The 25,935-nt window shown below is 38.2% G+C and carries 21 protein-coding genes; 6 read left to right on the top strand and 15 right to left on the bottom strand.

Annotation, left to right across the window (positions count from 1 at the left end):
• Positions 1-57: 57 nt before the first annotated feature.
• The gene (gene fabF, locus O7776_RS03415; RefSeq protein WP_274309251.1) at positions 58-1,299 is read right to left on the bottom strand and encodes a beta-ketoacyl-ACP synthase II; all 1,242 of its coding nucleotides are present in this window, start codon (positions 1,297-1,299) and stop codon (positions 58-60) included.
• Between the two features lie 34 nt (positions 1,300-1,333).
• Positions 1,334-2,269 (bottom strand): beta-ketoacyl-ACP synthase III, encoded by a 936-nt coding sequence (locus O7776_RS03410; RefSeq protein WP_274309250.1) that lies wholly within the window; start codon positions 2,267-2,269, stop codon positions 1,334-1,336.
• Between the two features lie 342 nt (positions 2,270-2,611).
• Between O7776_RS03410 and O7776_RS03405 the strand changes: the two genes are divergently transcribed.
• The 4 genes from O7776_RS03405 to O7776_RS03390 all read left to right on the top strand — a co-directional run bounded on the left by O7776_RS03405 (position 2,612) and on the right by O7776_RS03390 (position 4,153).
• On the top strand, positions 2,612-2,809 hold the full coding sequence (locus O7776_RS03405; protein ID WP_274309249.1) for a YjzD family protein: 198 nt from the start codon (positions 2,612-2,614) through the stop codon (positions 2,807-2,809).
• A 342-nt stretch (positions 2,810-3,151) separates the two neighbouring features.
• Positions 3,152-3,379: a phosphoglycerate mutase gene (locus O7776_RS03400; protein ID WP_274309248.1), complete on the top strand. Its 228-nt coding sequence runs from the start codon at positions 3,152-3,154 to the stop codon at positions 3,377-3,379.
• Between the two features lie 215 nt (positions 3,380-3,594).
• Complete coding sequence (locus O7776_RS03395; RefSeq protein ID WP_274309247.1) at positions 3,595-3,831, top strand: helix-turn-helix transcriptional regulator; 237 nt, start codon at positions 3,595-3,597, stop codon at positions 3,829-3,831.
• Positions 3,824-4,153, top strand: coding sequence for a 6-aminohexanoate hydrolase (locus O7776_RS03390; protein ID WP_274309246.1), 330 nt, complete (start codon positions 3,824-3,826; stop codon positions 4,151-4,153). Before O7776_RS03395 ends, O7776_RS03390 begins: the two co-directional genes overlap by 8 nt.
• A gap of 312 nt (positions 4,154-4,465) precedes the next feature.
• On the opposite strand, the gene O7776_RS03385 is transcribed toward O7776_RS03390, so the two are convergent.
• The gene (locus tag O7776_RS03385) at positions 4,466-6,595 is read right to left on the bottom strand and encodes an ATP-dependent Clp protease ATP-binding subunit (protein WP_274309245.1); all 2,130 of its coding nucleotides are present in this window, start codon (positions 6,593-6,595) and stop codon (positions 4,466-4,468) included.
• 161 nt (positions 6,596-6,756) lie between these two features.
• Here O7776_RS03385 and O7776_RS03380 point away from each other — a divergent pair, with 161 nt between their 5' ends.
• Positions 6,757-7,461 carry a Crp/Fnr family transcriptional regulator gene (locus O7776_RS03380; protein WP_274309244.1) on the top strand — a complete coding sequence of 235 codons (705 nt, stop codon included), beginning with the start codon at positions 6,757-6,759 and terminating at the stop codon, positions 7,459-7,461.
• A 54-nt stretch (positions 7,462-7,515) separates the two neighbouring features.
• Here O7776_RS03380 and O7776_RS03375 read toward each other — a convergent pair whose 3' ends face one another.
• Together O7776_RS03375 and O7776_RS03370 are read right to left on the bottom strand one after the other, a co-directional pair.
• Complete coding sequence (locus O7776_RS03375; RefSeq protein WP_274309243.1) at positions 7,516-7,830, bottom strand: metal-sulfur cluster assembly factor; 315 nt, start codon at positions 7,828-7,830, stop codon at positions 7,516-7,518.
• Positions 7,831-7,885: 55 nt separating this feature from the next.
• A complete protein-coding gene (locus O7776_RS03370; RefSeq protein WP_274309242.1) occupies positions 7,886-8,641 on the bottom strand; it encodes a serine aminopeptidase domain-containing protein in 756 nt (251 codons plus the stop codon).
• 110 nt (positions 8,642-8,751) lie between these two features.
• On the opposite strand from O7776_RS03370, the gene O7776_RS03365 reads away from it, so the two are divergent.
• On the top strand, positions 8,752-9,558 hold the full coding sequence (locus O7776_RS03365) for a Cof-type HAD-IIB family hydrolase (protein WP_274309241.1): 807 nt from the start codon (positions 8,752-8,754) through the stop codon (positions 9,556-9,558).
• A 43-nt stretch (positions 9,559-9,601) separates the two neighbouring features.
• On the opposite strand, the gene O7776_RS03360 is transcribed toward O7776_RS03365, so the two are convergent.
• The 10 genes from O7776_RS03360 to O7776_RS03315 form a co-directional block, all read right to left on the bottom strand.
• Positions 9,602-11,068, bottom strand: a complete 1,467-nt coding sequence (locus O7776_RS03360) for an alpha-amylase family glycosyl hydrolase (RefSeq protein ID WP_274309240.1) — start codon at positions 11,066-11,068, stop codon at positions 9,602-9,604.
• Positions 11,069-11,422: 354 nt separating this feature from the next.
• On the bottom strand, positions 11,423-11,791 hold the full coding sequence (locus O7776_RS03355) for a YisL family protein (protein ID WP_274309239.1): 369 nt from the start codon (positions 11,789-11,791) through the stop codon (positions 11,423-11,425).
• Positions 11,792-11,902: 111 nt separating this feature from the next.
• On the bottom strand, positions 11,903-12,805 hold the full coding sequence (locus O7776_RS03350; protein ID WP_274309238.1) for a fumarylacetoacetate hydrolase family protein: 903 nt from the start codon (positions 12,803-12,805) through the stop codon (positions 11,903-11,905).
• A 58-nt stretch (positions 12,806-12,863) separates the two neighbouring features.
• A complete protein-coding gene (locus O7776_RS03345) occupies positions 12,864-14,039 on the bottom strand; it encodes a DUF418 domain-containing protein (RefSeq protein ID WP_274309237.1) in 1,176 nt (391 codons plus the stop codon).
• Between the two features lie 11 nt (positions 14,040-14,050).
• The gene (addA, locus tag O7776_RS03340) at positions 14,051-17,770 is read right to left on the bottom strand and encodes a helicase-exonuclease AddAB subunit AddA (protein ID WP_274309236.1); all 3,720 of its coding nucleotides are present in this window, start codon (positions 17,768-17,770) and stop codon (positions 14,051-14,053) included.
• Positions 17,745-21,377: a helicase-exonuclease AddAB subunit AddB gene (addB, locus tag O7776_RS03335; protein WP_274309235.1), complete on the bottom strand. Its 3,633-nt coding sequence runs from the start codon at positions 21,375-21,377 to the stop codon at positions 17,745-17,747. The genes addA and addB overlap by 26 nt, the downstream gene beginning before the upstream one ends.
• Before the next feature lie 118 nt (positions 21,378-21,495).
• The gene (locus O7776_RS03330; RefSeq protein WP_274309234.1) at positions 21,496-22,110 is read right to left on the bottom strand and encodes a TVP38/TMEM64 family protein; all 615 of its coding nucleotides are present in this window, start codon (positions 22,108-22,110) and stop codon (positions 21,496-21,498) included.
• 361 nt (positions 22,111-22,471) lie between these two features.
• A complete protein-coding gene (locus O7776_RS03325; protein ID WP_274309233.1) occupies positions 22,472-23,641 on the bottom strand; it encodes a PDZ domain-containing protein in 1,170 nt (389 codons plus the stop codon).
• Between the two features lie 101 nt (positions 23,642-23,742).
• Entirely contained in the window at positions 23,743-25,173 is a 1,431-nt protein-coding gene (locus O7776_RS03320) for a S41 family peptidase (RefSeq protein ID WP_274309232.1), read from the bottom strand.
• A 122-nt stretch (positions 25,174-25,295) separates the two neighbouring features.
• A complete protein-coding gene (locus O7776_RS03315; RefSeq protein ID WP_274309231.1) occupies positions 25,296-25,868 on the bottom strand; it encodes a peroxiredoxin family protein in 573 nt (190 codons plus the stop codon).
• Positions 25,869-25,935: the final 67 nt, after the last annotated feature.

The following is a 25,935-nucleotide window of genomic DNA, read 5'->3' as shown; positions in this document are numbered from 1 at the left end:
ATTAATACATAAGAAAAAACTGACCAAATAGTAAACACTTTTTGGTCAGCTCCATTTTTATTCGCTATATTTTTTAAATAATAAACATGCGTTGTGACCACCAAAACCAAGTGAATTACTAAGCGCATATTCAATATCCGCTTTACGCGCTACATTTGGTACATAGTCTAAATCACAATCCGGATCAGGCTCTACTAAGTTCATTGTAGGTGGTAAAATACCTTCTTTTAATGCAAGCGCTGAAAAGATTGCTTCAATTCCACCCGCTGCACCTAATAAATGTCCTGTCATACTTTTCGTTGAGCTCATCGCTAATTTGTAAGCATGGTCACCAAATACTGTTTTGACAGCTTGAGTTTCGAATAAATCATTGTATGGTGTACTTGTGCCATGTGCATTGATGTAGCCTACTTGTTCTGGTGCTACATTTGCATCATTTAACGCCATCTGCATCGCACGTGCAGCCCCTTCACCATTTGGAGCAGGTGCTGTAATATGGTGCGCATCAGCCGTTGCCCCATAACCAACGATTTCTGCGTAAATTTTTGCACCGCGCTGTATCGCATGTTCGTATTCCTCTAAAATCAAAATCCCTGCGCCTTCACCAATAACAAAGCCATCACGATTTTTATCAAATGGACGAGAAGCACTGTTTACATCTGGGTTTAATGATAACGCTGTATTAGCGCTAAATCCTGCAACAGCCATTGTAACAATCGGCGCCTCTGCACCACCTGTAATCATCACATCTGCATCGCCGCGCTCAATAACCTTAAATGCATCACCAATTGAGTTCGTCCCCGAAGCACAAGCCGTTACCGAGCAAGAGTTAACTCCTTTTGCGCCTAAATAAATCGACACTTGACCCGAAGCCATATCAGGAATCATCATCGGTACAAAGAATGGGCTCACACGACGTACCCCACGCTCTTGGAATGTTAAAAATTGCTGTTCATGCGTCTCCATTCCGCCAATACCCGAGCCAATCCAAACGCCAACACGCGGCGCCATTTCTTCTGTAATTGTTAAGTTTGCATCCTTTGTAGCCATCATTGATGCAGCAAGCGCATAATGCGTAAAGCGATCCATTTTGCGTGCTTCTTTTTTCTCAATATAATCTTCTATATTAAAGTCCTTTACTTCTGCTGCTACGGATACTGTAAACTTACTTGTATCAACACGTGTCATTGGACCAATTCCTGATTTTCCTGCTATGACATTTTCCCAAGATGCTTCAGCGCTGTTTCCAACAGGTGTTACTGCCCCAATTCCAGTTACAACTACTCTACGTTTTTCCATTGTATGACACCCTTCTCTCTTGTTTAAATTGAATTTATTTGCCCCATCTTAGTGCAATCGCGCCCCAAGTGAGCCCGCCACCAAAGCCAACTAATACAACTAGATCATCGTCTTTAATCTTGCCTTCTTCTAAATCATCGACGATTGAAATTCCAATTGATGCCGCTGAGGTATTTCCGTACTTATGAATCGTTTTCGACATTTTTTCTTCTGGTAAGCCAAGACGTTCACGTGCAGACTCCATAATGCGAATATTCGCTTGATGTGGCACTAAATAATCGACATCATCCTTCGATAAACCTGCTTTTTCAAGTACACTAATTGCAGATTCGCCCATTTGACGTACAGCAAATTTAAACACTTCACGACCATTCATGTTGATACGTGATTCTTGATTTAATAACAAGTGTTTACCACCTGTTCCATCTGCACCAAGTTCAAATGCTAAAATACCGCGTCCTTCTGAAACTTTACCAATAACCGCCGCACTTGCACCATCCCCGAACAATACCGCAGTATTTCGATCATCCCAGTCAACAACTTTCGATAATTTTTCAACACCTACTACTAATACATAATCATAGCTATTGCTCTCGATAAATTGTTTGGCAATCGTCGTCGCATAAATAAAGCCCGAACACGCTGCTGAAATATCTAAGGCCGCGCAACCCGAAATTCCTAAACGCTCTTGAACTTGGCACGCTACGCTTGGAAAATTTTGATCTTGTGTAACTGTCGCCACAATGATCATACCAATTTGGTCTGCCTGTATATTTGCATTTTCAAGCGCTTTTTCTGCAGCTTTAACTGCCATATCTGATGTTTCTTCAGTCTCCGCGATAAATCGATTTTCAATACCTGTACGGGTACGAATCCATTCATCTGATGTATCTAATATTTTTTCTAAATCTGCATTACTCATACTTTTTGATGGAATATATTTACTAATCCCAATAAATCCTGCGTTCATTCAAACGCCCCCTTTGTAAAAAATCCCTTGTTTATCATCACTAATTATTAGTAGTTGGTGCTAATTATAGATGATAATAAACAGAAACTCAACTGTTGATTTTTTTATGGTGTAGCAGAAAATGTTATATGACCACGAAATTGCTTTTTAATTCTGCCTTTTGCAAAGTCATTAGTACTAAACTTTCAACGATATTTCTTGTATTATAACCGTAGTGTAATATATTTTGACAACTTCTTTAAATGTTGTATTCCCTCTTTTATTTTTATATTGGCTTATGGTATGATATTGAAGATGTAATTTCATAAAAACGTTTTAAATAAGTTCAATGAGGTGAATTTAATGCAATATATCGTTACATTCTTTTGGTCATTCTTATTAATTTCAATGTTAAACTACGTAGTAAGCTCAGTATTAAACGTAGATTTTAACTTTATGAATGGCGTTATTATTTCTTTAGTATTCAGTGTATTAGTATTTATTATCGCTGCAGTAATTCCAAACGAATCTACTCCAGACGCAGAAGCAGAACACCACTAATTGTAATAAGGGGCTGTCCAGTAAACATTACTGGGCAGCCCCTTGTTAGTTTTAATAGGGTTTTTGACTGTGTATCATTGTGATATAAGTTTATAAATGAAGGCATTAAATCATTTTTTTATTTCGAATATTATATATGTATGTTTGAGACACGGTTAAATTTTTCGGGTTAACAATAATAAGTAAAGAATAACTCAATAGAAGAACTTTATTAATTACCTATTCTAATAGGGCTCATTGTAGGCTAATGCTAGTATGTTTTTTCATCCAGTTAATATATCCCTTTATTTGGTAGTAAATTAAATATCACCGATATATAATTAGTGTAAGGGAGTGGTATAAATGGAGGGAATAGACACAAGTAAAGAAGCAATAAATATTGATTTGGCATTGATTAAATCTTGTTTGAGGCTGATTAATCAAACTGTGATTTTAAGCAAACAAAGAGGAGAAACCTTTACCGTTTCAGAAAATGAAGAGTTACATATGTTAATTTCCAAAATTGATAAAGAGTTGAGCAAAATTAAGTCGAACATACACTATGATTCAAATAATACTATGGTCCGCTAAAAAATATATTCAACAACACTCAAATTCACGAAATACTATAACTTTAGAGCCCCCATACAATTGAATGGGGGCTCTTTTTTGATAAGAAAGTAAGTGTTAGTTATAAATTATAAATACAAATTATAACTTTATAAAAATTTTTTTATATAAAATATAATTAAACTTTACTTTTTTCTATTTATGTTTTATTATGTTAAATATAGGGAGGCGGTCTTGTGAAAGAGAGCTTTGGTGATTCAATCGTAAACAAGGTATATGAGTTTAGAGTGTTAAAGCGGATGTCTCAAAAGGATCTGGCAGATGCAGTTGGGGTCTCCAAACAAACTATTTTTGTTATGGAAAAGAATAATTACTCACCATCTTTAGTGTTAGCCTATAGAATTGCCAATTTTTTTGAAGTAGATATTAATGAAATATTTTCATATGTAGGAGAGGGAGATAACAATGATTGATGTATTAGACAGATGGATGCTTGAAAGCGTAGTAAATTTTAATATTTTTGTAGGAATTATGACATTTATTTATATTGGTTCTTTGCTGGTTCTATTTTTTGTGGGCAAGAAGTTTGGTAAACCAGACGAAAGAACAAATGCTATATATTTAAAAATCATTTCTAGTATGTTTTCTACCCAATTGATAATGACGGGTGTGTTTATTTCATTAGTTGACAATGATATCCAACATTTCCGCCAGTTCTTATTATTATTCCAAGCGATTGTATTCCTTGTAGGTGCAATAAGTGCTTTCAGACTATACAAAAAAGATTTCAATTAAAAATTCAAAAATTACAAAGAGCTGCCTTTTTGGTAGCTTTTTTTAATAAACAAACGGGGTGCTTTAGTTCAATAAGGTTTTATAGAGTATGCAAAACAAAAGCCATTAAACATTGATTTTTCAGCATTTAATGGCTTTTACATTTTCTTATTCATTTATAGCATTTTATACATTTCATTTAAAGTGCCCTGATACTAATGACTAATGCCACTTCTTATACCATAAAACCTTCTCTAAAATCGCATAAAATTTTGCATATATACTTTCAACTAAATAGAATTTGCTGCAATGCCCACTTAAAACTACACTACTCTACCCTTTTCGAATTACTAACGAATCGTTCTCTAACGCAAGTTCTAACGTACCACCCACGACAACATCGCCCTTCAACAATTCACGTGCAACTACCGTTTCTAAATGGCGCTGCACAAAGCGTTTTAATGGGCGTGCACCGAATTGTGGGTCAATACCGTGTTTGACAATCCAGTCGACTACCACATCCTCTACTTTTAAAGTAATTTCTTGCTCAGCCACACGCGCTTGTAATTGGTGGACATATTTCCAAGCAATTGCGTGGAAGTGTTCATTTGATAACGCATGGAACATAATTATATCGTCCATACGGTTTAGTAACTCTGGCTTGAAGTGCTGACGTAACGCGATTTGCACAAGCTCTTCTGATTGTTCGGTTTGCTCTAATAAATATTGAGAACCAATATTAGACGTTAAAATAATTACCGTATTCGTGAAATTCACCATACGCCCTTGGCTATCGGTAATGCGTCCATCATCTAACACTTGCAGTAAAATATTCGCTACATCTGGGTGCGCTTTTTCGATTTCGTCTAAAAGCACAACTGAATACGGATTACGACGTACGGCCTCAGTTAACTGCCCGCCCTCTTCATAACCGATATATCCTGGAGGCGCACCGACTAAGCGAGATACGGAATGTTTTTCCATGTATTCACTCATATCAATACGAATGAAATGCTCCTCAGAATCAAATAGCTGCTCGGCTAATGCTTTTGCTAATTCTGTTTTACCAACACCAGTTGGTCCTAAGAATAAGAAGCTACCAATCGGTTTGTTCGGATCTTTAATACCTGAACGTGCGCGCCACACCGCTTCTGTCACATACGTTACTGCCGTCTCTTGGCCTACTACACGTTCATGCAATGTGTCTTTTAAGCGCAATAATTTTTCGCGCTCCCCTTCCACTAATTTCGTAACCGGAATGCCTGTCCAACGCGAAATAATTTTTGCAATTTCCTCTTCTGTTACTTCTTCTCGTAGCATACGATTATCTTCAGTTTCTTTTAACTGCGCCTCAAGCTGTGCAACTTCTTGTTCAAGTTTTGGAATTTCACTATATTGCAGCTCAGAAGCACGTGCAAAGTTACTGCCAGAAAGATAGAGGTCATCGCGCTCGGCTTCAAATTTTTTCAACTCATCTTTTTTATCACGCACCATTTGTAAGCCGTTTTTCTCTAGCTCCCATTGCTCTTTCATTGCTTTCATCGTTGCTTCAAGTTGACCAATTTCACTTGATAAAACTTCTAGACGTTTTTTACTTGCGTCGTCCTTTTCTTTTTTCAGCGCTTGCTGTTCAATTTTTAATTGCGTTAAACGACGCATTGATTGGTCTAGCTCCTGTGGCATGGAATCAATCTCAATACGAATCATTGCACATGCTTCATCGACTAAATCAATGGCTTTGTCTGGTAAGAAACGGTCCGTAATATAACGGTCTGCCAATTGTGCCGCTGCAATAATGGCACGATCGTGAATACGAACACCGCGGTGATGCTCTTCAAAGCGATCCTTAATTCCACGTAAAATTGACACCGTATCTTCAATAGATGGTTCACGCACTAATACTTGTTGGAAACGACGCTCTAACGCAGGGTCCTTTTCAATATACATACGGTACTCATCTAGTGTTGTTGCGCCGATACAGTGCAGCTCCCCACGCGCAAGCATTGGCTTCAGCATATTCCCAGCATCCATTGCACCATCTGTTTTTCCCGCACCAACAATTGTATGAATTTCATCGATGAATAAAATAATGCGTCCTTCTGATTCCTTTACTTGCTTTAACACCGCTTTTAAACGTTCCTCAAATTGCCCTCGGTATGAAGCTCCTGCAATTAACGCACTCATATCTAACTCATAGAGTTCTGCATCTTTTAATCCTTCCGGAACATCGCGACGCACTATACGCTGTGCTAATCCTTCAACGATTGCTGTTTTACCAACACCAGGCTCCCCAATTAATACCGGATTATTTTTCGTTTTACGCGATAAAATACGAATTACATTACGAATTTCTTCATCACGGCCAATAACTGGATCCATTTTGCCGTTTTTAACTTGTTCAATTAAATTGCGCCCAAATTGTTCTAATGGCGGACGATTATCTTGTGTTTGATTAAATTGCATAAACTGCACCCCTTTAATAATTTGACCTTTATTGACTAATTTAAGTATAGGTCAAAGTTAGTCAAAGTTCAATAAAATACACTCAATGTTCAACAACATTTTTCGTTTTATGTGTTACGATAAATTAGGTATTATTTGTAAACTGTAATTTCCCGAAAGGTGTGAGTACAATCGAAACGGCAATTATTTTGCCCATTACAATCACTACTTTCTTTCAAACTAAAGGCATATTATTAAAAGTAGAAAAGGGCATGCATATTTTTCAAGAAGGAAGCCTAGCAGATCAACTTTATCTTATAAAAAAAGGGACTGTACAAATTAGCAAAGAAACTGAAAGCGGGAAAGAATTAGCCATTCGTATTTGTGGGGAGCATAATTTAATTGGCGAAACGACGGTTTTTTGTTGTAGCACCTTTCATACAACAACAGCTAAGGCCATCATGAATACCGAACTTTATGCTATTTCACGTGACTTATTTGAAAACTATTTACATCATGAACCTACTATAATGACCGACTATTTAAAATGGCTTCAAATTGAGCATATAAAAGATCAAAGTCGTTTACGTGATTTAGTGCTTCATGGCAAAAAAGGGGCGCTTTATTCTACACTCATACGTCTAGCGAATACGTATGGTGAGTTTCAATCGCCTAATGAAGTGACAATCCGACTCGCTTTAACAAATACCGAAATCGCCAATTTATGTGCGACAAGCCGCGAAATGATAAATCGCATGTTTAGTGAATTACGTAAACAGCATGTGCTATCCACCGAAAAAGGTTACATCACAATTCATAATTTATCGTTTTTAAAACGCGAAATTGAATGTGAGAACTGCCCGCTTGCCGTTTGTCGCATTGATTAAAAAAAGACCCCGATTTCTTCTATAGTAAAATAGAAAAAATCGGGGTCTTGTACATTAGCGAATCCCTAATGCCATTTTTGCGTAGCGCGACATATTGTCCTTTGACCATGCTGGCTGCCATACAATATCAACTTTTACTTCCTTTACTTCAGGAAGCTCGTTTAACGCTGTGTTTACTTGATCTACAATAACAGGACCTAATGGGCAACCCATTGACGTAAGAGTCATTGTAACGATTGCTAAACCTTCGTCCGTTAAATCAACATCATATACTAAACCTAAGTTTACGATATCAATACCTAACTCAGGGTCAATTACATTTTCTAATGCACCTAACATGCTGTCTTTCATATCTTGATCAATCGCCATTTTGTATTTCCCCTTTCGAAATGGTGTTAACGTTAATCTTATCAGAACTTACGATTTATGCCAAACGTTGTGCAATAAATTGCGTCACTTGTAATACACCATCTCGTGAAACTGCATGACCAGCCTTCTCTTCTGATAAATAAGTGATAGATTTCAGTAGCTTATCTGTTAGCCCATCATAAAAATCACGGCTCATTTGATAAGGTACTACCGTATCGCGCATGCCATGCCAGAAAATAATTGGTTTCCCACTCCACATTGCTACATGGTCTTCCAGATTAAATTGACTTAGTAGTGTCAATAAGTCTGACTGTTCTTGTTCTGACATCGGGAAATCGATTTCACGCTGCTTCATGTCTTCTACTTGATGCAGTGCCAAATTTGTAAAGCTTGTTGTTCCCATACAAATACCCGCCGTTTGAACCCAAGGATATACAGCTAAGCAACCCGACGTCACAATACCTCCCATTGAAGTCCCTGCTATGCCGATTTTACCATTCGTTACATAATTTTTTGCCTTTAATTGCTCATAAATAGTATGTACTTCTTTCACAGATGTTAAAACAATCTTCCAAAAATGCGCATTCATCATTACTTCTGACGATGTTTCCGAACGCTCACCATGTAAATAGGCATCTGGTAAAATTACACGAATTCCTTGCTGCACAAGCTGATAGGCATAATGCAGATTATGCTCTTTCGCACTTAAAAACCCATGTAAAAAAATTACAACGGGCGATTGTTCATTCATTTCTTCATTATATACATGTAATAACGGAATATCGCTCCAAAGCTCACGTTTTACGATCATCACTTTCACCTCATTACTTACTTTATCAAAACTTTACCTCTGTTTCAAAACTTTGACGAACACTAATTTTATCGTTACAATTAACCCACGCAAAAGGAGGATTTACCTTTATGAAAGAACACCTAATCGTTTTGGACTTAGATGGCACACTTTTAACTGACGAAAAAGTCATTTCCGCCTTAACAAAAGATACACTCTTAAAAGCAAAACAAGCTGGTCACCAAGTAATGATCGCAACAGGACGTCCATACCGCGCAAGCCAGCTTTACTATAATGAACTCGTTTTAACAACACCAATCGTAAACTTTAACGGTGCATTAATCCACCATCCCAAAAATCCAATGTGGAAAACCATTCATACTACAGTCGACTTGCATGTAGTTCATGATGTTGTAGAGTCGATACACAAATACGAGTACGAAAATTTAATTGCAGAAGTGATGGACGACGTGTACATTCACCGCGAAGATGATGGCATGTTAGAAATGTTCCATATGGGTAGCCCAAACATTTTACTTGGTAATTTAACACAAACATTATTACAAAATCCTACGAGTTTATTAGTCCATGCCGACGATGCGAATACCCCGATTATTCGCAAACACTTACATGATGTCCATGCTGAATTAATCGAGCATCGTCGTTGGGGCGCACCATTCCCAATTATCGAAATCGTACGAAAAGGCTTAAGCAAAGCTGTGGGGATTGACCATATCGCGAAAGAAATGGGGATTCCCCGCGATCGCATTATCGCATTTGGCGATGAGGACAATGATTTAGAGATGATCGAATATGCAGGTGTTGGTGTAGCAATGAATAACGGTATTTCTGAGCTGAAAAACATTGCTAATGAAATTACATTATCCAATAATGAGGACGGTATCGCGAAATTTCTACTAGAACGTTTAAAGCTTTAACGCTTAAAAGGAGCAGCCAGTTAATTTTGGCAGCTCCCTTTTTTTATCCGTTATTCACTTGCTCTGTTCGACGTTTTTTCCCGCGCTTCATCACTACGATCATGAAAGTTGTATAAATAACGACTACTAAACCAAGTGCAATAATGTACGACATATTAATTCCGCGTGCATCGATTATTTGATAAACCTCAACCATTTCACGATCTAAAATGATTGTATAGTTACCATCTTTATTGGCACGAATTATTTCACTATCGAACATTCCGCGAATTTCTTTTCCTTCCCCAATTTCAGCGACAGGAAGATTAACGCGCTTTGTCTTACTACTATTATTAATGACTACAATCCAATCTTCTTTATCAGATTTACGCTCAAATGCCATAAAGCCATTATCATTTTCAATCCATTTAAATTCCCCTGAACGTAATGTATCTGAATCATTCAGTAAAGTCTGTAAATTCCCAATGTAATCGACTAATTCTGAGTCAGTTTTAAAATTGTAGTATTGATGTGCTTCTGCACCAGCTGTACCATTCATCGCAATTTCAGAACCGTATGTAACAACTGGAACACCTGGTAATAATAATGTGCTCGCAATCGACATTTTACTTCGAGTTGGTTGATACATCTCCTCTTCTGTTGAAGACAATGTAAAACGATCCGACCAAATTGTATCTGTCATTGATAGAACAGGTGTACCAGAAGTAGCTTCATTGATATGTGTTTCCAATACGCCAGTGTCTAAATCAACATTTTTAAAAGCATTCGTAAATAGGTTCGCTGTATCCTCATAAAACTTTGCATCAAAGTTCGCATCACTTTCACTATTTGTGATGACATAAACATTGCTATTACCAGCCTTTAACGTATCAATCATACGATTTAAAAATGCCGTATCCGCCGACTCAATATTCGTTAAGCGCACACCATTAATACCAAACTTTGATACGAATTGGGACGCGCTTTCTATTAACTTGTCTTGTACTGCTGTATTCGTTAAATCCCATTGAATTTTACCGTCATTCGCACTTGTTACAAACCCAGCTTCTGAAGCCCATTCATGATTCGGGCTTACATTTGAAAGCGGGAAATCGACCATTATTTTAATATCTTGATTTTGATATGTATGTAGCATATTTTGAAATTCTTCTTCTGTACCGAAATGTGATTCTAACGCTGAATAACTCGTCACCATCGAGCCATCATATTTTTTTGTCTCGAATACTGAACCAATTGATAATATTGTATAGCCCATATCGGCAATATAATCTACTTTTTTAACAAGTCCATCAAAATCCCCACCTGCAAACATCTCTGGGTCTTTTGTATTTACTTGTTCATCATCATTTTTACCTGTACCATTAAAGAAACGGTCTACTAATAAATCGTATATACTTTCATCTGCTATTGTACTTGCTTTGTTTTCGGCATTTGCGATACTTCCAAATGCAAAAGTCGTCGAAAGCAGCACAACCGCAGTTAATACACTCAACCACTTTTTCAGTTTCAACTTTTTCCTCTCCTTCACATACAGTCCATCGTCATTTTACCAAAAAAAGCATATGACAAGCTATGGAAACAGTAGTTATTAATAGTAAATAAAACAAATAAGTGACAAAAATGTGTATTCTAGAACAAAAGCGCTAAAGTGCCCGTTCAGCCCCGAGAAACATTGGAGGGCCCGACGCAAAAGTAAACGATCCACCACTTTTGCAGGAGGGATCGAAATGGCCGAGGGGCTGGCGCTTTAGCCTAGACGGAAGATGGCTTTTTGCAAAAGTTATACACTATGCGATAATTTATAGTTTCCTTAACAAAGAAAAAACCACTCTAGCTTATTCGCTAAAGTGGTTTCATTTTAAGATTAGAAGTTCATACCGATACCCATGCTTAAGCCTAGGTATAATGTTACTAATAATGCAACAGCAAATAAAATCCAGAATAAATTAACTGATTTGCCTTTACCTTTACGTACTAAAACCATTTCCATGAAGCCGATTACTAAAATACCGAATAGCACCTTCATATCATAGTTCATGCCGCTTTCAGAAATTTTGTCGCGCCATTCTAAGAATAATGCGCCACCTGAAATAATGATTAAAATGTACATAACGCGTAATGCCATATGCACACCTGTTAACTTTTTGCTAGCTAATGCTGCGATGAAGAATAAAACTAATGCAATTACCCAAGTTGTGATGTGTAAATGCGTTGTGCTTGATAAAAAACTCATGATTTTCCACCTCTTCTATTTTTCCCTACATGTTTTATCCTACCATGAGAGCTCAAATAGATTCAATGAATTCGACTAACTTAACTAGCATTATAAGAAAATTTTACAATGTTAGGCGAAGCGATTTGCTAGCGTTCCAATTCCTTCAATCGAAATTTTCACTTCATCGCCTGCTTTTAAAAATTGTGGTGGATTCATGCCCTTACCCACTCCAGCTGGGGTACCCGTTAAAATCACATCGCCTGGCTCAAGCGTTACGTATTTTGATACGATTGCAATTATATCTGACACCGTAAACATCATATCTTTCGTTGAACCGTTTTGACGTACTTCTCCATTTACTTTCGTTACGATTGAAAGTGCATGTGGATCAGGAATTTCGTCTTTTGTCACTAAGTACGGTCCCATCGGACAGCTGCCATCTAAGCTCTTTCCTAAGAAGAACTGTTTATGTTTTTGTTGAAGGTCACGCGCTGTAAGATCATTTGCAATTGTATAACCAAACACATAGTCAATTGCCATTCCCTTAGCAATATTTTTACCACGCTTCCCGATAACAATCGCCAACTCACCTTCATAATCAAGTGAATCCGTTAAGTCTGCATGTACCGGTAATGTTGACTCATCAGCTGCTATAGCTGTTGGAGATTTCGTGAAAATCATAATATCTTCTGGCGCTTTGTCGGCACCCATTTCAACTGCGTGATCGTTGTAATTCTTTCCTACACATAAAATATTTTTTGGTGTACGAGGAATTGGTGATAACCATTCAATATCTGAATACGCTAATTTAAATTGCGCACTGTCTTCATGTTTTTGTGCGGCATCTACTAACTTACGAACTTGCTCAACAAATTCATAGCCTAACGCAATACCATCAATAATTGTTTCAGGGAAGGCTTTTAAAACGTTTAGTTGTTTTTGAATTTCAATAACATCCCAAACTGCCTCTTCTTTTTTCACTTTTGGTCCAAACTTTATTTGGTCATTAACTTTAAATGATAACAATTTCATAATGTAGAGCGCTCCTTAATGTTTTTTTACATCATACATCAAATCTTTCGAAATTACCTTACTTTTCCGAAATCTTATTACCATAGGTTAATCGTTTCATCGTTGCTTCGAGTGGACCTTGCTTAAACTTTGTAAAATAAAGCTCTGCGATTAGTAACTGGCTGACATAAATCGCGAGCGCAATAAAGATCCCCATTTGTACATTAACCTCACCATACAAGCTAAAGCCCCAATTATAAAATAGTGCTGTACATACGATGGACTGCATAATGTAAAGTGTCATCGACATACGACCAGCTTTAGCGACCGGTGTTAAAATTTTTGCAACGACTGGTAGCTGCGTTATTAACGTCACAACCGCAATATAGCCTAATGCTAAAATCGGACCACCAATATACACTTGTAAATATTCATTACCAAATGTTTGCGCACCTACAATCGGCAAGCTTTTTACATAAATGCCTACGCCGATTCCAACGAGCGCTAGTACAAACCATATCACTAGTTTTTCTTTCGCACGTTCAATCAATTGCCATTTTGCAAGTGCCGCACCGATTAACAGATAGGGTAAAATCGTAAACAGCGACGAAATCCACATAAATACGCTCATTTGAATCGACAAATCAACTAAGCGCTGCGAAAATGCATCTACCCAAGTCCCCACACCATATGCCGCAATGGCGCTTTGAATTGCTTCAATATCAACAGACATGCTATCTGTTGTCATAGTAAACATATCACTGACCTTGTACAAACTTAAGATAAACGCGTGATACAATCCATTCACGACAATGGCTATTGTTAATAGCCATTTTGCTGGAAGACGCATCAATGCAATCAAAAAGACACCACAAAATGCATACGTTGCCAAAATATCGCCCCACCAAATGAAAATGGCATGTAGCATCCCCACTGCAAATAAAATAACCATTCGCTTAGGTGCAAAACGATAAAAGTTAGCCCCCGTTTGTTTTGCCTTTAAAAACTGCATTGCTAAACCATACCCGAACAGCATTGAAAATAACGGATAAAAACTACTTTGCACATAAATATCTAAAAGTTGCTGCAAAATTATATCCTGTGCTTCACTAAACCAATTACTTAAATCTGCTATATGAGGCATCGGTAAATAAAATCCAAACATATTCACTAGTAAAATACCAAGCAAACTAAAACCTCGAAGTATATCAAGCGTTACAATACGCTCCTTTGAACCTACTGGGCGAAACTCCACAACTCGTCCTCCTAATCCATTTTCAGCTGTTGACCAATGCTATACAAATATAAATATTTCTCGCTAATTTCAATTCGTTTAATCGATTGAACAGCATGTTTATAATAGTTTAATTGAATTTGGTAGGATTTGGTCATTTTTTGTTTAACTTTCTCAAAATCGTCTAAAATCGATGGTGCAATAAAATCCGTTTTATAATCTAGAAGCACCCACTGACCGTTAGCGTCCTCAAATAAGCAGTCAATTACCCCTTGGATAATTTGGGCATCCCCGTCCTTATCTTTTAGGCTGAGTGTGAACGGCATTTCACGTAATATTTGCGAGGCTTTTGTAAAGCGATGTCCAATTTCTGTTTGGAAAAATGCGAGCACTTTATCAGCCTGTACTGCCTCGGCTTCTATTTGCTGTAATAATTGACGCTCGACTAAAGATTGAATAAATTGTTCTACTTGTTCAAGCGTTGTAAAGCCTTGTTGAGGGGCATGCTGCATGACTGCGTGTACCACAGTTCCGATCTCTGTTGCTGAAAGTTCACGTTCGTTCTTTTTTCCTTTCAGCATAAAGCTCGGAACATTCGCCTTTACGTAACGCTTTGCATCGGTATTGTACAGCTGTTCTTCATCCATTTGCTGCAAGCTTTCTAAACGCTTTAGCTCAGACACAGACGTTTTCGATTTTTTTGTTACCGCCTGTTCATATGGATAGACGGCTGAAAAACGATTCGTTAGCAATGTTACTAATTCCTCGTTCACCACTTGTTTTGTATGGTCCTCACTTACTTCTGTCAACTCATTTGCTGCTAAATAATCACTATTTGGCACTACTGAAATCGTCCATTTTTCTGTTTTTGTCGCATTATCTGAGCGGTAATTGGCAAATAGGAAATCGTCATGACGTGCAACCGCTGGACCAACCCAACTTAAATAGTTATTCGCTTTTGAACGTACATATTTCGGCAGTACCTTTTCTTGTAAGTCCTGATAAAACTGCCATTCTTCCTTTTGCTTTTCCCAATCTTTAATTGAGCCAACCAATATTAATCGCTCTTTAGCACGCGTCATCGCTACATATAAAATACGCATTTCTTCGGCCTTTAATTTTGCAAGCTTCTTTTCTTTTACATATAAATGTGGAAGTGATGTTGAAATAATATTCAAATCTGGGTTTACTGATTTAATCGCTAACCCAAACTCCTGATCAAAAATATAACGGCTTCCTAAATCTTTCGTATTAAAATTTTTACTCATACCTGCCACAAATACAATTGGATATTCTAACCCCTTTGATTTGTGTATCGTTAACAGAGTTACGACATCATCGGCTTCACTAATTGATTTTGCAATGCCTAAATCATCTCCGCGCGCGTGCATACGGTCGATGAAGCGTAAGAAACGGAATAAGCCGCGGAACGATGACTTTTCATAGCTTAATGCGCGGTCATGCAGTGCACGTAAATTAGCCTGACGCTGCTTGCCATTCGCCATTGCGCCAACCATTTCAATGTAATTCGTATCTAAATACACTTGCCACACTAAATCAGCTAACGCTCCGTGACGTGAGAAATTTCGCCACTTTTCATGTAAGCTAAAGAATTTATCTAACTTTTGTTCCGTAGCGTTTGAAATCGCGTTACTTCCCTTTTCACGGTATAGCTTTAACGCGTCATAAAATGGCACTTTTTCATTGACTAAGCGAATCGCTGCGAGTTCATTTTCCGTTAGCCCAATAAATGGCGCTCGTAGCACAGATGCGAGTGGGATATCTTGATAGGGGTTGTCGATCACTTTTAGTGTGTTGATCATAATCATCACTTCGAGCGATTCGAAATAGCCCCCGTCCGTTTCAGCATATAAGGGTAAGCCCGCCATTTTAAATTCCTCAGCAAATGTTGTATACCAAGAACGCGAGCGCATTAATACAACTATGTCTCGGTAATTTACAGGACGCATCGATTTCGTTTTTGGATTGTAAACTTGTCCACCATTTTCAACCAATCCACGGATACGTTCAATAATATAGCGTGCTTCCTGTTGCGCTGCGCTAATGCTTTCCTCCTCCGTATCATCTTCTGCCCCTGGTACGATTTGTGTTTTCGAATCTCCCTCTAATAATACAAGCTCAATCGGCACTTGTTGCGCATCATAGCTCGCACCAAATTTGAGCTTTGCTTGCTCGTCATATTCGATTTCGCCGACTTCCTCATCCATAATTTGCTCAAATACATAATTCGTCCCTTCAAGCACTTCAGAACGGCTCCGAAAGTTGGCATTTAAATCAATTTTCATACCATTGTGCGTAGGATCGACATCAAAACGCTTATATTTATCAAGAAATAGGCGTGGTTCTGCCAGTCGAAACGCGTATATGGACTGCTTCACATCACCGACCATGAACATATTGCCACTTGCTTCATCGCCACTTTTCACAAACTGTAAAATCGTTTCTTGTAAAAAATTCACATCTTGATACTCATCAACAAGCACTTCTTTAAAGCGTTGTTTAAAGCCAATCGCTACTTCAGAAGGGGTTGGTGGTGTTGTATCACTATTTGGTGCTGTTAAAATTTCAAGTGCGTAATGCTCCAAATCAGAAAAATCAAGTAACCCACGCTCTTGCTTAGCCTTTTTAAACGCCTCGCTATATTCAATTGTGAGCTTCACTAATGTTTCCAAAATGGGCTTTGTTGCTGCCATTTCCTGTACATACAGCTTCGGATGGCGCGCGAAAAATGTCTCTTTTAAACCCGTAATCATTGCCTTCGCTTGATCACGATGCTCCTTTGCTACTGCATACTTTGCTCGGTCTTCTTCCGTATCCTTTTTGGTTGCCGCTTTTATACGACCAAATTCAATTACCGGCATTAATTCATATGCCTGTTCCCATGTTCCTTGTATTAGCGCTTCATAAACAGCCTTTACCGCCGTATATTCTGCCCCAAATAACGGCACATTTTTTTCAAGTGCTGGCTCCACCGATACAATTTGCAAGCCCTTTTCTAATCGACTTGCTGCTTCCTGTAAGCTTGCAATGATAAATGGGCGAATTTCCTGTGCAACAGCTAATGTATCAATCGGTGCGTCTGGATCAATGTCATATTTCGTTGGCAATTCTCGTAACCACTCATATGGCTTTGGCTGTACGCGCGATACTTTATACATTTCCTGTAGTAAAAACTCAATAGCTTGGTCGCTACGATCTGACGCAAAGCTATCGACTAATGCGTAGAGCTCATCCTTCGAAAACAACGCATCCATATCGCCGCGATACGCCTTTTCTAGCACGTCCATTAACACATCATCCTGTAAAAGTGATGTTTCCTCCGTACTCGCCAATCGGAAACCTGGATCTAAATCGATCGTGTACGCATACTCCCGACAAATGGATAAGCAAAATGAGTGCAGTGTTGAAATTTGCGCTTTATTTAATAAGCTTAATTGGCGGCGTAAAAAGGCATTACTCGGGTCCTTTGACAATGCTTTTTCTAACGCTTCCGCCATTCGATTGCGCATTTCTGCGGCTGACGCATTTGTAAAGGTTACAACGAGTAATTCATCAACATCAATACGCTCTTTTTCTGGTGCTAAAATCTTTTGAATTAAACGTTCGATTAACACCGCCGTTTTTCCCGAGCCTGCCGCGGCGGATACTAATACATCATGCCCTGCTGCGTAAATAGCCTTCCATTGCACATCGGTCCATTGCACATCAATCGGCTTCGTTGGAATCGCCATGTTCACACACCGCCTTTTTAATATTGTCAAATACGACTTCCTCTTTTTGCTTCTTCAGTTCATTGAAGCTATTTCCTGTTTCTGTTTCGTCAAATTGACAAACCGATTTAAAATTACAAAACGTACATGCTTTTTGACTACCTAAGCTATACGGTTTAATTTCGGTATTGCCTTTGTAAATCTCATTGCCAGCTTGACGGAATTTATGGTGCACAAATTGCTGAAGGTTTTTCATTTCATCTGGTTCAATGACTTTCGATGAACGACTATCAAATTCTAAATCATTACCACTTTTAAACTTTGCTGGGACAATGATAGAAGCTTTACTCGGCTCAAGCGATGTATCCATTAAATTTGCAACTTCTGTATCCTTTAGCATATAACCACTTAGTTTGAACTTTTCTTGGCGCAAATTCTCTACTTGATCAAGTTGCTCATAATCCTCAGTAGGAATTAGTGGGTTATGCACATGTAAATAGAACATACCAGCCGCTTGTACAATAATGTTTTCAAGCTCCGATAAATTCTTAATGAACTTCCCTTCCTGCGCAATGATTGGGAAGTTTTGCATCGCTACATCTAAATACGTTAACAACTGTAGTGAAATGCCGTTATATACTTCGGTGAAATCTAATTTACGCCCACTTGATTTATAGTCAATGACACGTAAATACAGATTTTGCGCATCTTTATAAGCATCTATTCGGTCAATTTGGCCGCGTACGTACATTTTTCGGTTATGGTCTAGCTCAATTTCCAATGCATCAAGTGGATTACGGTCATCTTGTTCCGTATTTTTATCATCACGCTTACCAAACGGCTTTTCATGCGCAATCGCCTTGAATTTGGATAGTTCACTTTGATTTACTAAAGCATAAATCGTACGAGCAACTATTTTTACCAGCTTAGTTTTAATATACTCAAAGCGATGGCTACTTTTTAAAATGTTGTATGAAAAATAATCTATTAGCTTCGAAATCGTATCATCGGCTTTTTTATAACAAGCAACATACGTATCAAGTACAATCGTTTGCTCTTTTTCCGACAAAATCGTACGAATCGCTTCATGGAATAGATCGCCCATCGCAAATGATTCTAGCTTAAATTCCGTGCGTTCCTGTAACTTCAAGCCATATGAGGCAAAATGCGAATATGGACAGCTATAAAATTTTTCAATACGTGAAACACTCGCTAAAAAGTTATCGCCATATAGTTTGGTTGCGGTTTCTTCAGTCAGGCTTTGCGCTTCATTTGTTTCATAAAGTGGCTTTGTTACAATACTGAGCACATGTTGCCAATTGCCTTCCCTCTCATAAAACGCTTTTAATGCTTGCCACTGTTCAGGTATTTCCCGACGCTCAAATTGTGCCTGCTTTATCTGTGTCATTAAAAATCCAATTGCCGGTGACGGATGCTGCAAATAATCAAGCATATTCTCTGCATTTTGCTCATCAAGCGGGTCGGCCACCACTTGACGCTGTCGTAATGTGCGGATTGGTTCCGTTTTTTCATCCGAATTCACTTCAAACATTTTATGCAGACGATTTATATAAATTGATGGAAGCTTCCCCTTACTTTCCTCATCAGCGCTCGCATATGTAACAAACAAATAATCTGTTGGTGAAGCGATTGCACGGTAAAATAGAAAGCTTTCCTGTAACAGTCGGCTTTTAATACCAGGGGCTAGCTCGACATCCGCCTTTTCAAACACTTCACGCTCTGCATCCGATAAAAGTCCACCGGCATCCATACGCATTGGATAGACCCCATCATTGACGCCAATAATGAAAATCGCCTTTTTATTATCAAAGCGGGCAAATTCTAATGTCGAAACCGTTACTTCATCTAATGTCGGTGGCACACTAGAAAACTGTAGGGATTCAAAACCTTCATCTAAAATTTGTGCCGCATCATCTAAGGTCATTTCCTTGTCGCCAAACATCAAATCAAATTGCTCTAAAATATGCACCCAGCCGTTCCATGCTTGCTCATGCTCTAATGATTTTTGCAGTGTATGTGCTTTTTCCTCTTGCTCCTGCATTTTAACAAGCTTTTTATACACATCGAGCGTTTCCATAAACTCGTACAAAGCAACGACAATGTTACGACCAGTTACGTTGCCTTTTAACTTTCGCTGCAAGTTTTTAACCGGCTCAACAATTAAATCACGCACCGATTTTAATAGTGTTTCGTGTTCCTGCTCATCTTTTGTTTGCACTGCATTTACTTTTTCCAATGATTTAAAACGGCGGTAATGCCAAACCTTTTCATCGAACCAGCGATCATGCACAATCCCTTTGGCTATGACAAAATTCTCTAAAATATCAGCACGGTCGCGCATTGCTGCTAAATTTGCATTGTACGGAAAATAGAGGTCAGTTTTCACACTTCGAAATACCGGCTCATATTTCCAATTCGACGTAATAATCTCTAAAACGGAACGACTAAATTCAATGAGAGGATGGTACAACATCGCGCGCTTTTCGTTTGAGAAATAAGGAATCTCATATTGCGTGAATGTTGTACCAATTATTGGATCATAGACATCCGCTTGTCGATACATAATCCCAATATCCTTATAACGAAGCCCCTGCTCAACAATGAGCTTTTTTATTTCCTGGGCAATACCTTGTACCTCTGCGCGTGGATTTACTCCCTCGATAATTTGCACATTCCCTAATGATTCGACAGATGTCATAAATGGTTCATTAAAGTTTCGTTCAATTTGCTGTAAATCACGGTTATTGCTGCGATAATTTATTTCTAAATGCACGCGTGGCTCTTCTTCTATAACAATGCTGCGCTCAAATTGCAATTTGGCCAATTCGTGCTTTAATTTATCATAGGTCATTGCCGCACGATAAAACGTTGAACCATCTAATTTATCTACCTGTGGATCATCCATTGGTAGCACTAACGTTACACGCTTCGCATAAATGAGTAATTCTTTTAAAATTGCAAACTCCTGACCATTAAATGACACGAAGCCATCTAGATAAACATGCGTTTCGCGTAGACTTTCCATTTTCGGCATACGCTCTAGCAATAAAGGAAAATCACCGTCACCATCGACATATTCTGCACCAATGCGCAGTTGTAATTGCTGTAAAATAATTTCGATATCATGCATTTTATGGAGCAGTACTTCACTCGCTCCATTTAAACGTAATGCTTCAATTAGCGGTTGAATTGAGGCCACATCGATGTTGTACTGACTAAATTCCTTTAAAATTTGTTCGACTTCTTTTGTAAAGCCTCGTTTTCCTGCAACCTGTTTAAATAGTAAAAACTCTTCTTGATGCTCTTCTAAAATACGACGTAATAGCATGCGGTAGCCGGTATTATCTATACGTTCGCGAGCAATACCACCCTCATTTTGTAACACAAACCACGCAAGTCGTTTAAATGTCATTACTTGCGCACGCATCATACCTTCAATATCATAATTATTCGTCAGCTCATACTCTGTCGAAAACGTCATTTGGTCTGGTACTAAAATAAAAATCGGGTAGCCAAGTACATTTGTCTTTAGGTCCTCGACAATTTCCTTATGAATTAAAGTAGATTTCCCAGTACCTGCTCGACCAGATATTACACGCAATGTCATCGCCTACACCTCACTTTTTTATACACTCATTATATTATAAGAATACACGTTCGCGCATCTAATACTGCGCCCATTGAAAAAACGCTGCTATTTTTTACATTAGCAGCGCTTACACTTGTTATTTACGGGACTTAATATTGCGTAAATCACGTTCAACCCGTTTAGTTAAATACCGTTCAATCCATTTACCGAGTGCCCAAATCACGGCAATAATCAAACAGGATACAACAATTTTCATAGGTGAACTCAAAATGGCACGTAAGTCACTACCTAAATAACTAATAAAAAAAATCATGACTGGCTTTGAAATGAGTAACGTTAAAAAATAGTATTTCTTTTTTAAATGTGATAATCCCGCTACCGTATTGACAACAACAATAGGGGTAAACGGTAAACATAACAGCACAAATAGCGGTGTAAAGCCGCGTACATCGACCCAGTGAATCAGCTGTTTTACTTGCTTTTGCGCTTTAAGTTTTTGTAAAAGTCGATGATTACCAAAATAACGAATCATTAAAAAAAATAAATATGAACCCACCACAGTTGCAAGCCACGATAACAGAAAGCCCCAAAACAATCCATATGCACCAGCATTGGCAACAACTATGACAAACAGCGGAAGAAACGGTAAAAATGCTTCAATAGACGTTAATAACACACTAAACCAAGGCCCAAGCAATTTATATTTTTCAATCAATAATTCGACATTATCAATACTAATCCAATCAAACACAAAACCCAACTCCTGCTATGAACGGCAAACTTTTAATACGCTTTCAAATAATTCAAACAACTAGTGATACATTTATAGTAACATACTTCACAATACTCAACAGTGATAAACATAATAAATTAGAAAAACACATTTCTTGTCAAAAAGGGGCTGCCCGAAAAGTATATACTTTTCGGGCAGCCCCTCGTTCATGTGTTAATTAACCGCTTGAGAGCGGTGCTTCTGCGGTGGTCAGAAGGAAAGAGCGAATGCTAAAAGCGTCACGTCCTGTGACAACGCATTCATGACTAGCTTCGTGCTAGCCTCCAGCCTCGGCTCAAGGATTTGTCCCAGAAATACTTCTCGGACAAATCCTAGTTGTTTATTTTACAATTAGCAATCCTATCGTATGATTATCTTCACGGTGAACGACGTGCTGCGTTAAACGTAGCTCGCCTGAATGATCGAGCACTTCTAACCGACAATGTGCTGCATTAATTTGTAATGCTTTATACAACTCATCTTCAGTCAACACATGCTGCCCATTCACTCGTTTAATAATTTCACCAGCAACTAGGCCCATTTTTTGCGCTGGCGAATTCGGTAATACGCCTGCAATCATGACCCCTTTATCGCTACGAATGACCGCATAGCTATTACGATCCTCTAAATGACTATAGTAAATACCTATTACCGTACGTGAAATGGCACCCAATACTAATGCAGCCGCACCAAGCACCGGCATGAAGTAAGCAAGTAAGCCTACAATCAATACCAATTCACCCGTCAAAATAATGCTTTCTCCCATTTTCGGATACACATAAATTGGTAGTTTTTGACGGACCATTTGCTGGAATCCAATCACAAATGGAAACACAATAATTGAAAATTGCTCTGCACCAATCGTAAACTGTGGCCAATATGGAGCAAAACTTTGAATGCCGTCACCCGGAATAATCGTCACAAGTGGCAATAACCAAAGCTGCTTACTATAATACCCAATACCATTTAGACCGCGCTTTGTCGTTTCAACAATCGGCGATGCAAACTTTGCCCCGTTACGACGAATTAAAATACCTTCCGCCATTAACAATAGCCCCGCAAGCACTGGTACCGTTATCACTAAGCCATCGACAACATTACGCGCCGCTAAATCAAAGCCCCAAATAGAATAAGACCAATTTTGCCAATCCATCCACACAATCACAAAAAATGCGAGCGTCATCAGTATAATTGGCGAAAGTAAATGATACATAAATACAATTAAGCCAATAAAGCTAATTAAGAATACCGCCACTAATAATTCTAGTGAGATCGTCAACCCAATTACGACACTAAATAATGAAATAATCAACGATAAAACAAAGCCCATCAATAACATATTTTTAAGCTCCGACCAACCGTCTAAAATTCTAATATGAAAAAAGCGACGTTCTCGTTTCACACGACGATAGCCTAAAAAAACTGCTGAAATGAGTGCTATATAAAATAGTGGATTAATAAAAAAGCGACCAATACCTTTTAAAATTTCGATAATAATTGTTTCGTTCATGCTCTCACCTACCGTACGACTAATTGTATCAAATCCTTTTCATATTGCGTAGTCCTATTTGTATTTCTATTTCTTTGCATTTCACTTACACGATAGTCCTTTTACTCCAATTGATGCATGATATAGCTCACACCCATTTGCAATTGCATATCATTCACTGGGTCATGTTTAAATTTTTGAATCTGCATAGTGAGCTCTCGGAAAAATACCTCATCTAAATGCCTACCATCTTGTAAATCATATTTCTTACGGAACTTTTCAACTTCATTTGCCATATCCATATCATAAAAACCATCTGAACGTTCAATATTGTAGCCTAATTCACTTAGCACTCGTTGAGTATATGCCACTTCTTCACCATACTCCCCCACATCAAAACGGCCTTTGAGCACTTTCATTTCCATTTTATAAAGCGGGTGCTGCTTCACTTCAAGATCTGGTTCAATCCCTACTTGATGTATCCAACGCTTAGAAGGTGTCAGCCATTTATTTGTTGAGAGCTTGACTTCTCCACCATTTTGTAGTTCCCAAGTTTGTTGTACAGTTCCTTTTCCGAAGCTTGTCACACCAATTAGCATTGCACGTTTCCAATCTTGCAATGCGCCAGCAAACACTTCACTCGCTGAAGCACTGCCTTCATTTTGTAAAATCGTAATTGGCATTGACTTTAACTGCTTTGCATATGGCTCAAATGCTTCATTTGCTTTTGTTTTCAACGGCTCTGTTGCTCCATCATGATTTTGCATATAAGCAAAAATAGTTTCTTTTTGTTCAAACATACTCATCATTTGTGCAACGCTATGTAAATAGCCACCTGGGTTATCGCGCACATCAATGATTAAGCCTTCAATATCCTTAGTGAACAATATGTCCAATGCATTTTTCCATTCTTCAGCCGTTTTTTCAGCAAATAGTGAAACAATCACATACCCAATTTTTACGCCTTCAACATCAAGTAATTGTGTTTGGACAGTTGTATTTTTTAGCTTCTCACGCTTTACTAATAGCTTCACATGACTATCTAACTCTGGTCGAAACAATACAAGCTCTAGTGTTTCCCCTTCTTTCCCTTGCATTAGTTTCATCACTTCACTGAATGTCATTCCTTCTAGTCTAGTTTCATTCACTTGAACAAGCTCATCTAGCGGACGAATTCCTGCTTTCTCTGCCGGTGAAGCTTTCACTGGCGCTACAACAATGAATTTCCCGTTCACTTCTGATAACTCCAACCCGATACCAACCCGTTCACTTGCCAATGTTTGCTTATGAAACGCAGCTTCTTGTTCCGTATAGTACGTGCTATATGGATCATTTATTGCATCCGCCATTCCCCGCAGCGCACCTTCGACTAATTTTTCTGACGTAATGTCATACACCGTTTCAGTTGTAATTAGGTCATGTAACTCATTTACCACCGCAAAATCTGCCTGTACCTTTTTTTGATCCTTTTTTTGCAACTCGCTATAACCATATACAGTGCCGACAACAATGAGCATAGCAACCAACAATAAAAAAATTCGACTTTTTCGCACGAACTTCCCTCCACTCCATAAAAACTTATGAAGCAAAGAATCATTTCATACTACTTAAGTCGAATCAAATTTTAATCACATTACAACTATTTCTGTTTTGCAGAATTACTATTTCCCAAAAGTTAATCTAACTGTGTCACATTATCACGCAATGTTTCTAAATCAAGCGGACCAACAATTTTCTTTTGGATGCGTCCTTCTGTATCAATTATAAACGTCGTTGGAATCGTAATAATTTTAAATTGTGAGGCAACTGACCCGTCTGGCTCTAACAAAATTGGAAAGGTAATGTTGTAGCTTTTTAAAAACTGTTCAACACGTTCAACCTTTTCTCTGTCATAGGTTAAATTCACGCCAACAATTTCGACATTGTCCTCTTCTTTATATTTTTCGTAATATTCCTGCATATGCGGCATCTCGGCCTTACACGGTGGACACCATGTTGTCCAGAAATTTAACACGACACGCTTGCCTTTTAAATCTGATAATGTAAGAGGCTTTCCATCCAAATTATACAATGTAAAATCTGGTGCAATGTTTCCTTTTTCTAAGCCAATTGTTTCATCTAACGCGACTTCTTTACCAATCACTTGCTCACTAATCTTCTTGCCTTCATCTAACTCTTTTTTTATATAAGTACCCATCATCGTTATAACTAGCACTAAAACGATGAGGATGCCGATATTCTTTTTCATGTTTTACACCCCGTCCTCTGTTTCTAGTAGTACCATATCATAACTTTTAACAAATTATTCAAAAGAA

The organism is Solibacillus daqui (assembly GCF_028747805.1).
Taxonomy (GTDB): Bacteria; Bacillota; Bacilli; order Bacillales_A; family Planococcaceae; genus Solibacillus; species Solibacillus daqui.
This window is presented reverse-complemented; position numbering and strand designations above follow the sequence as displayed.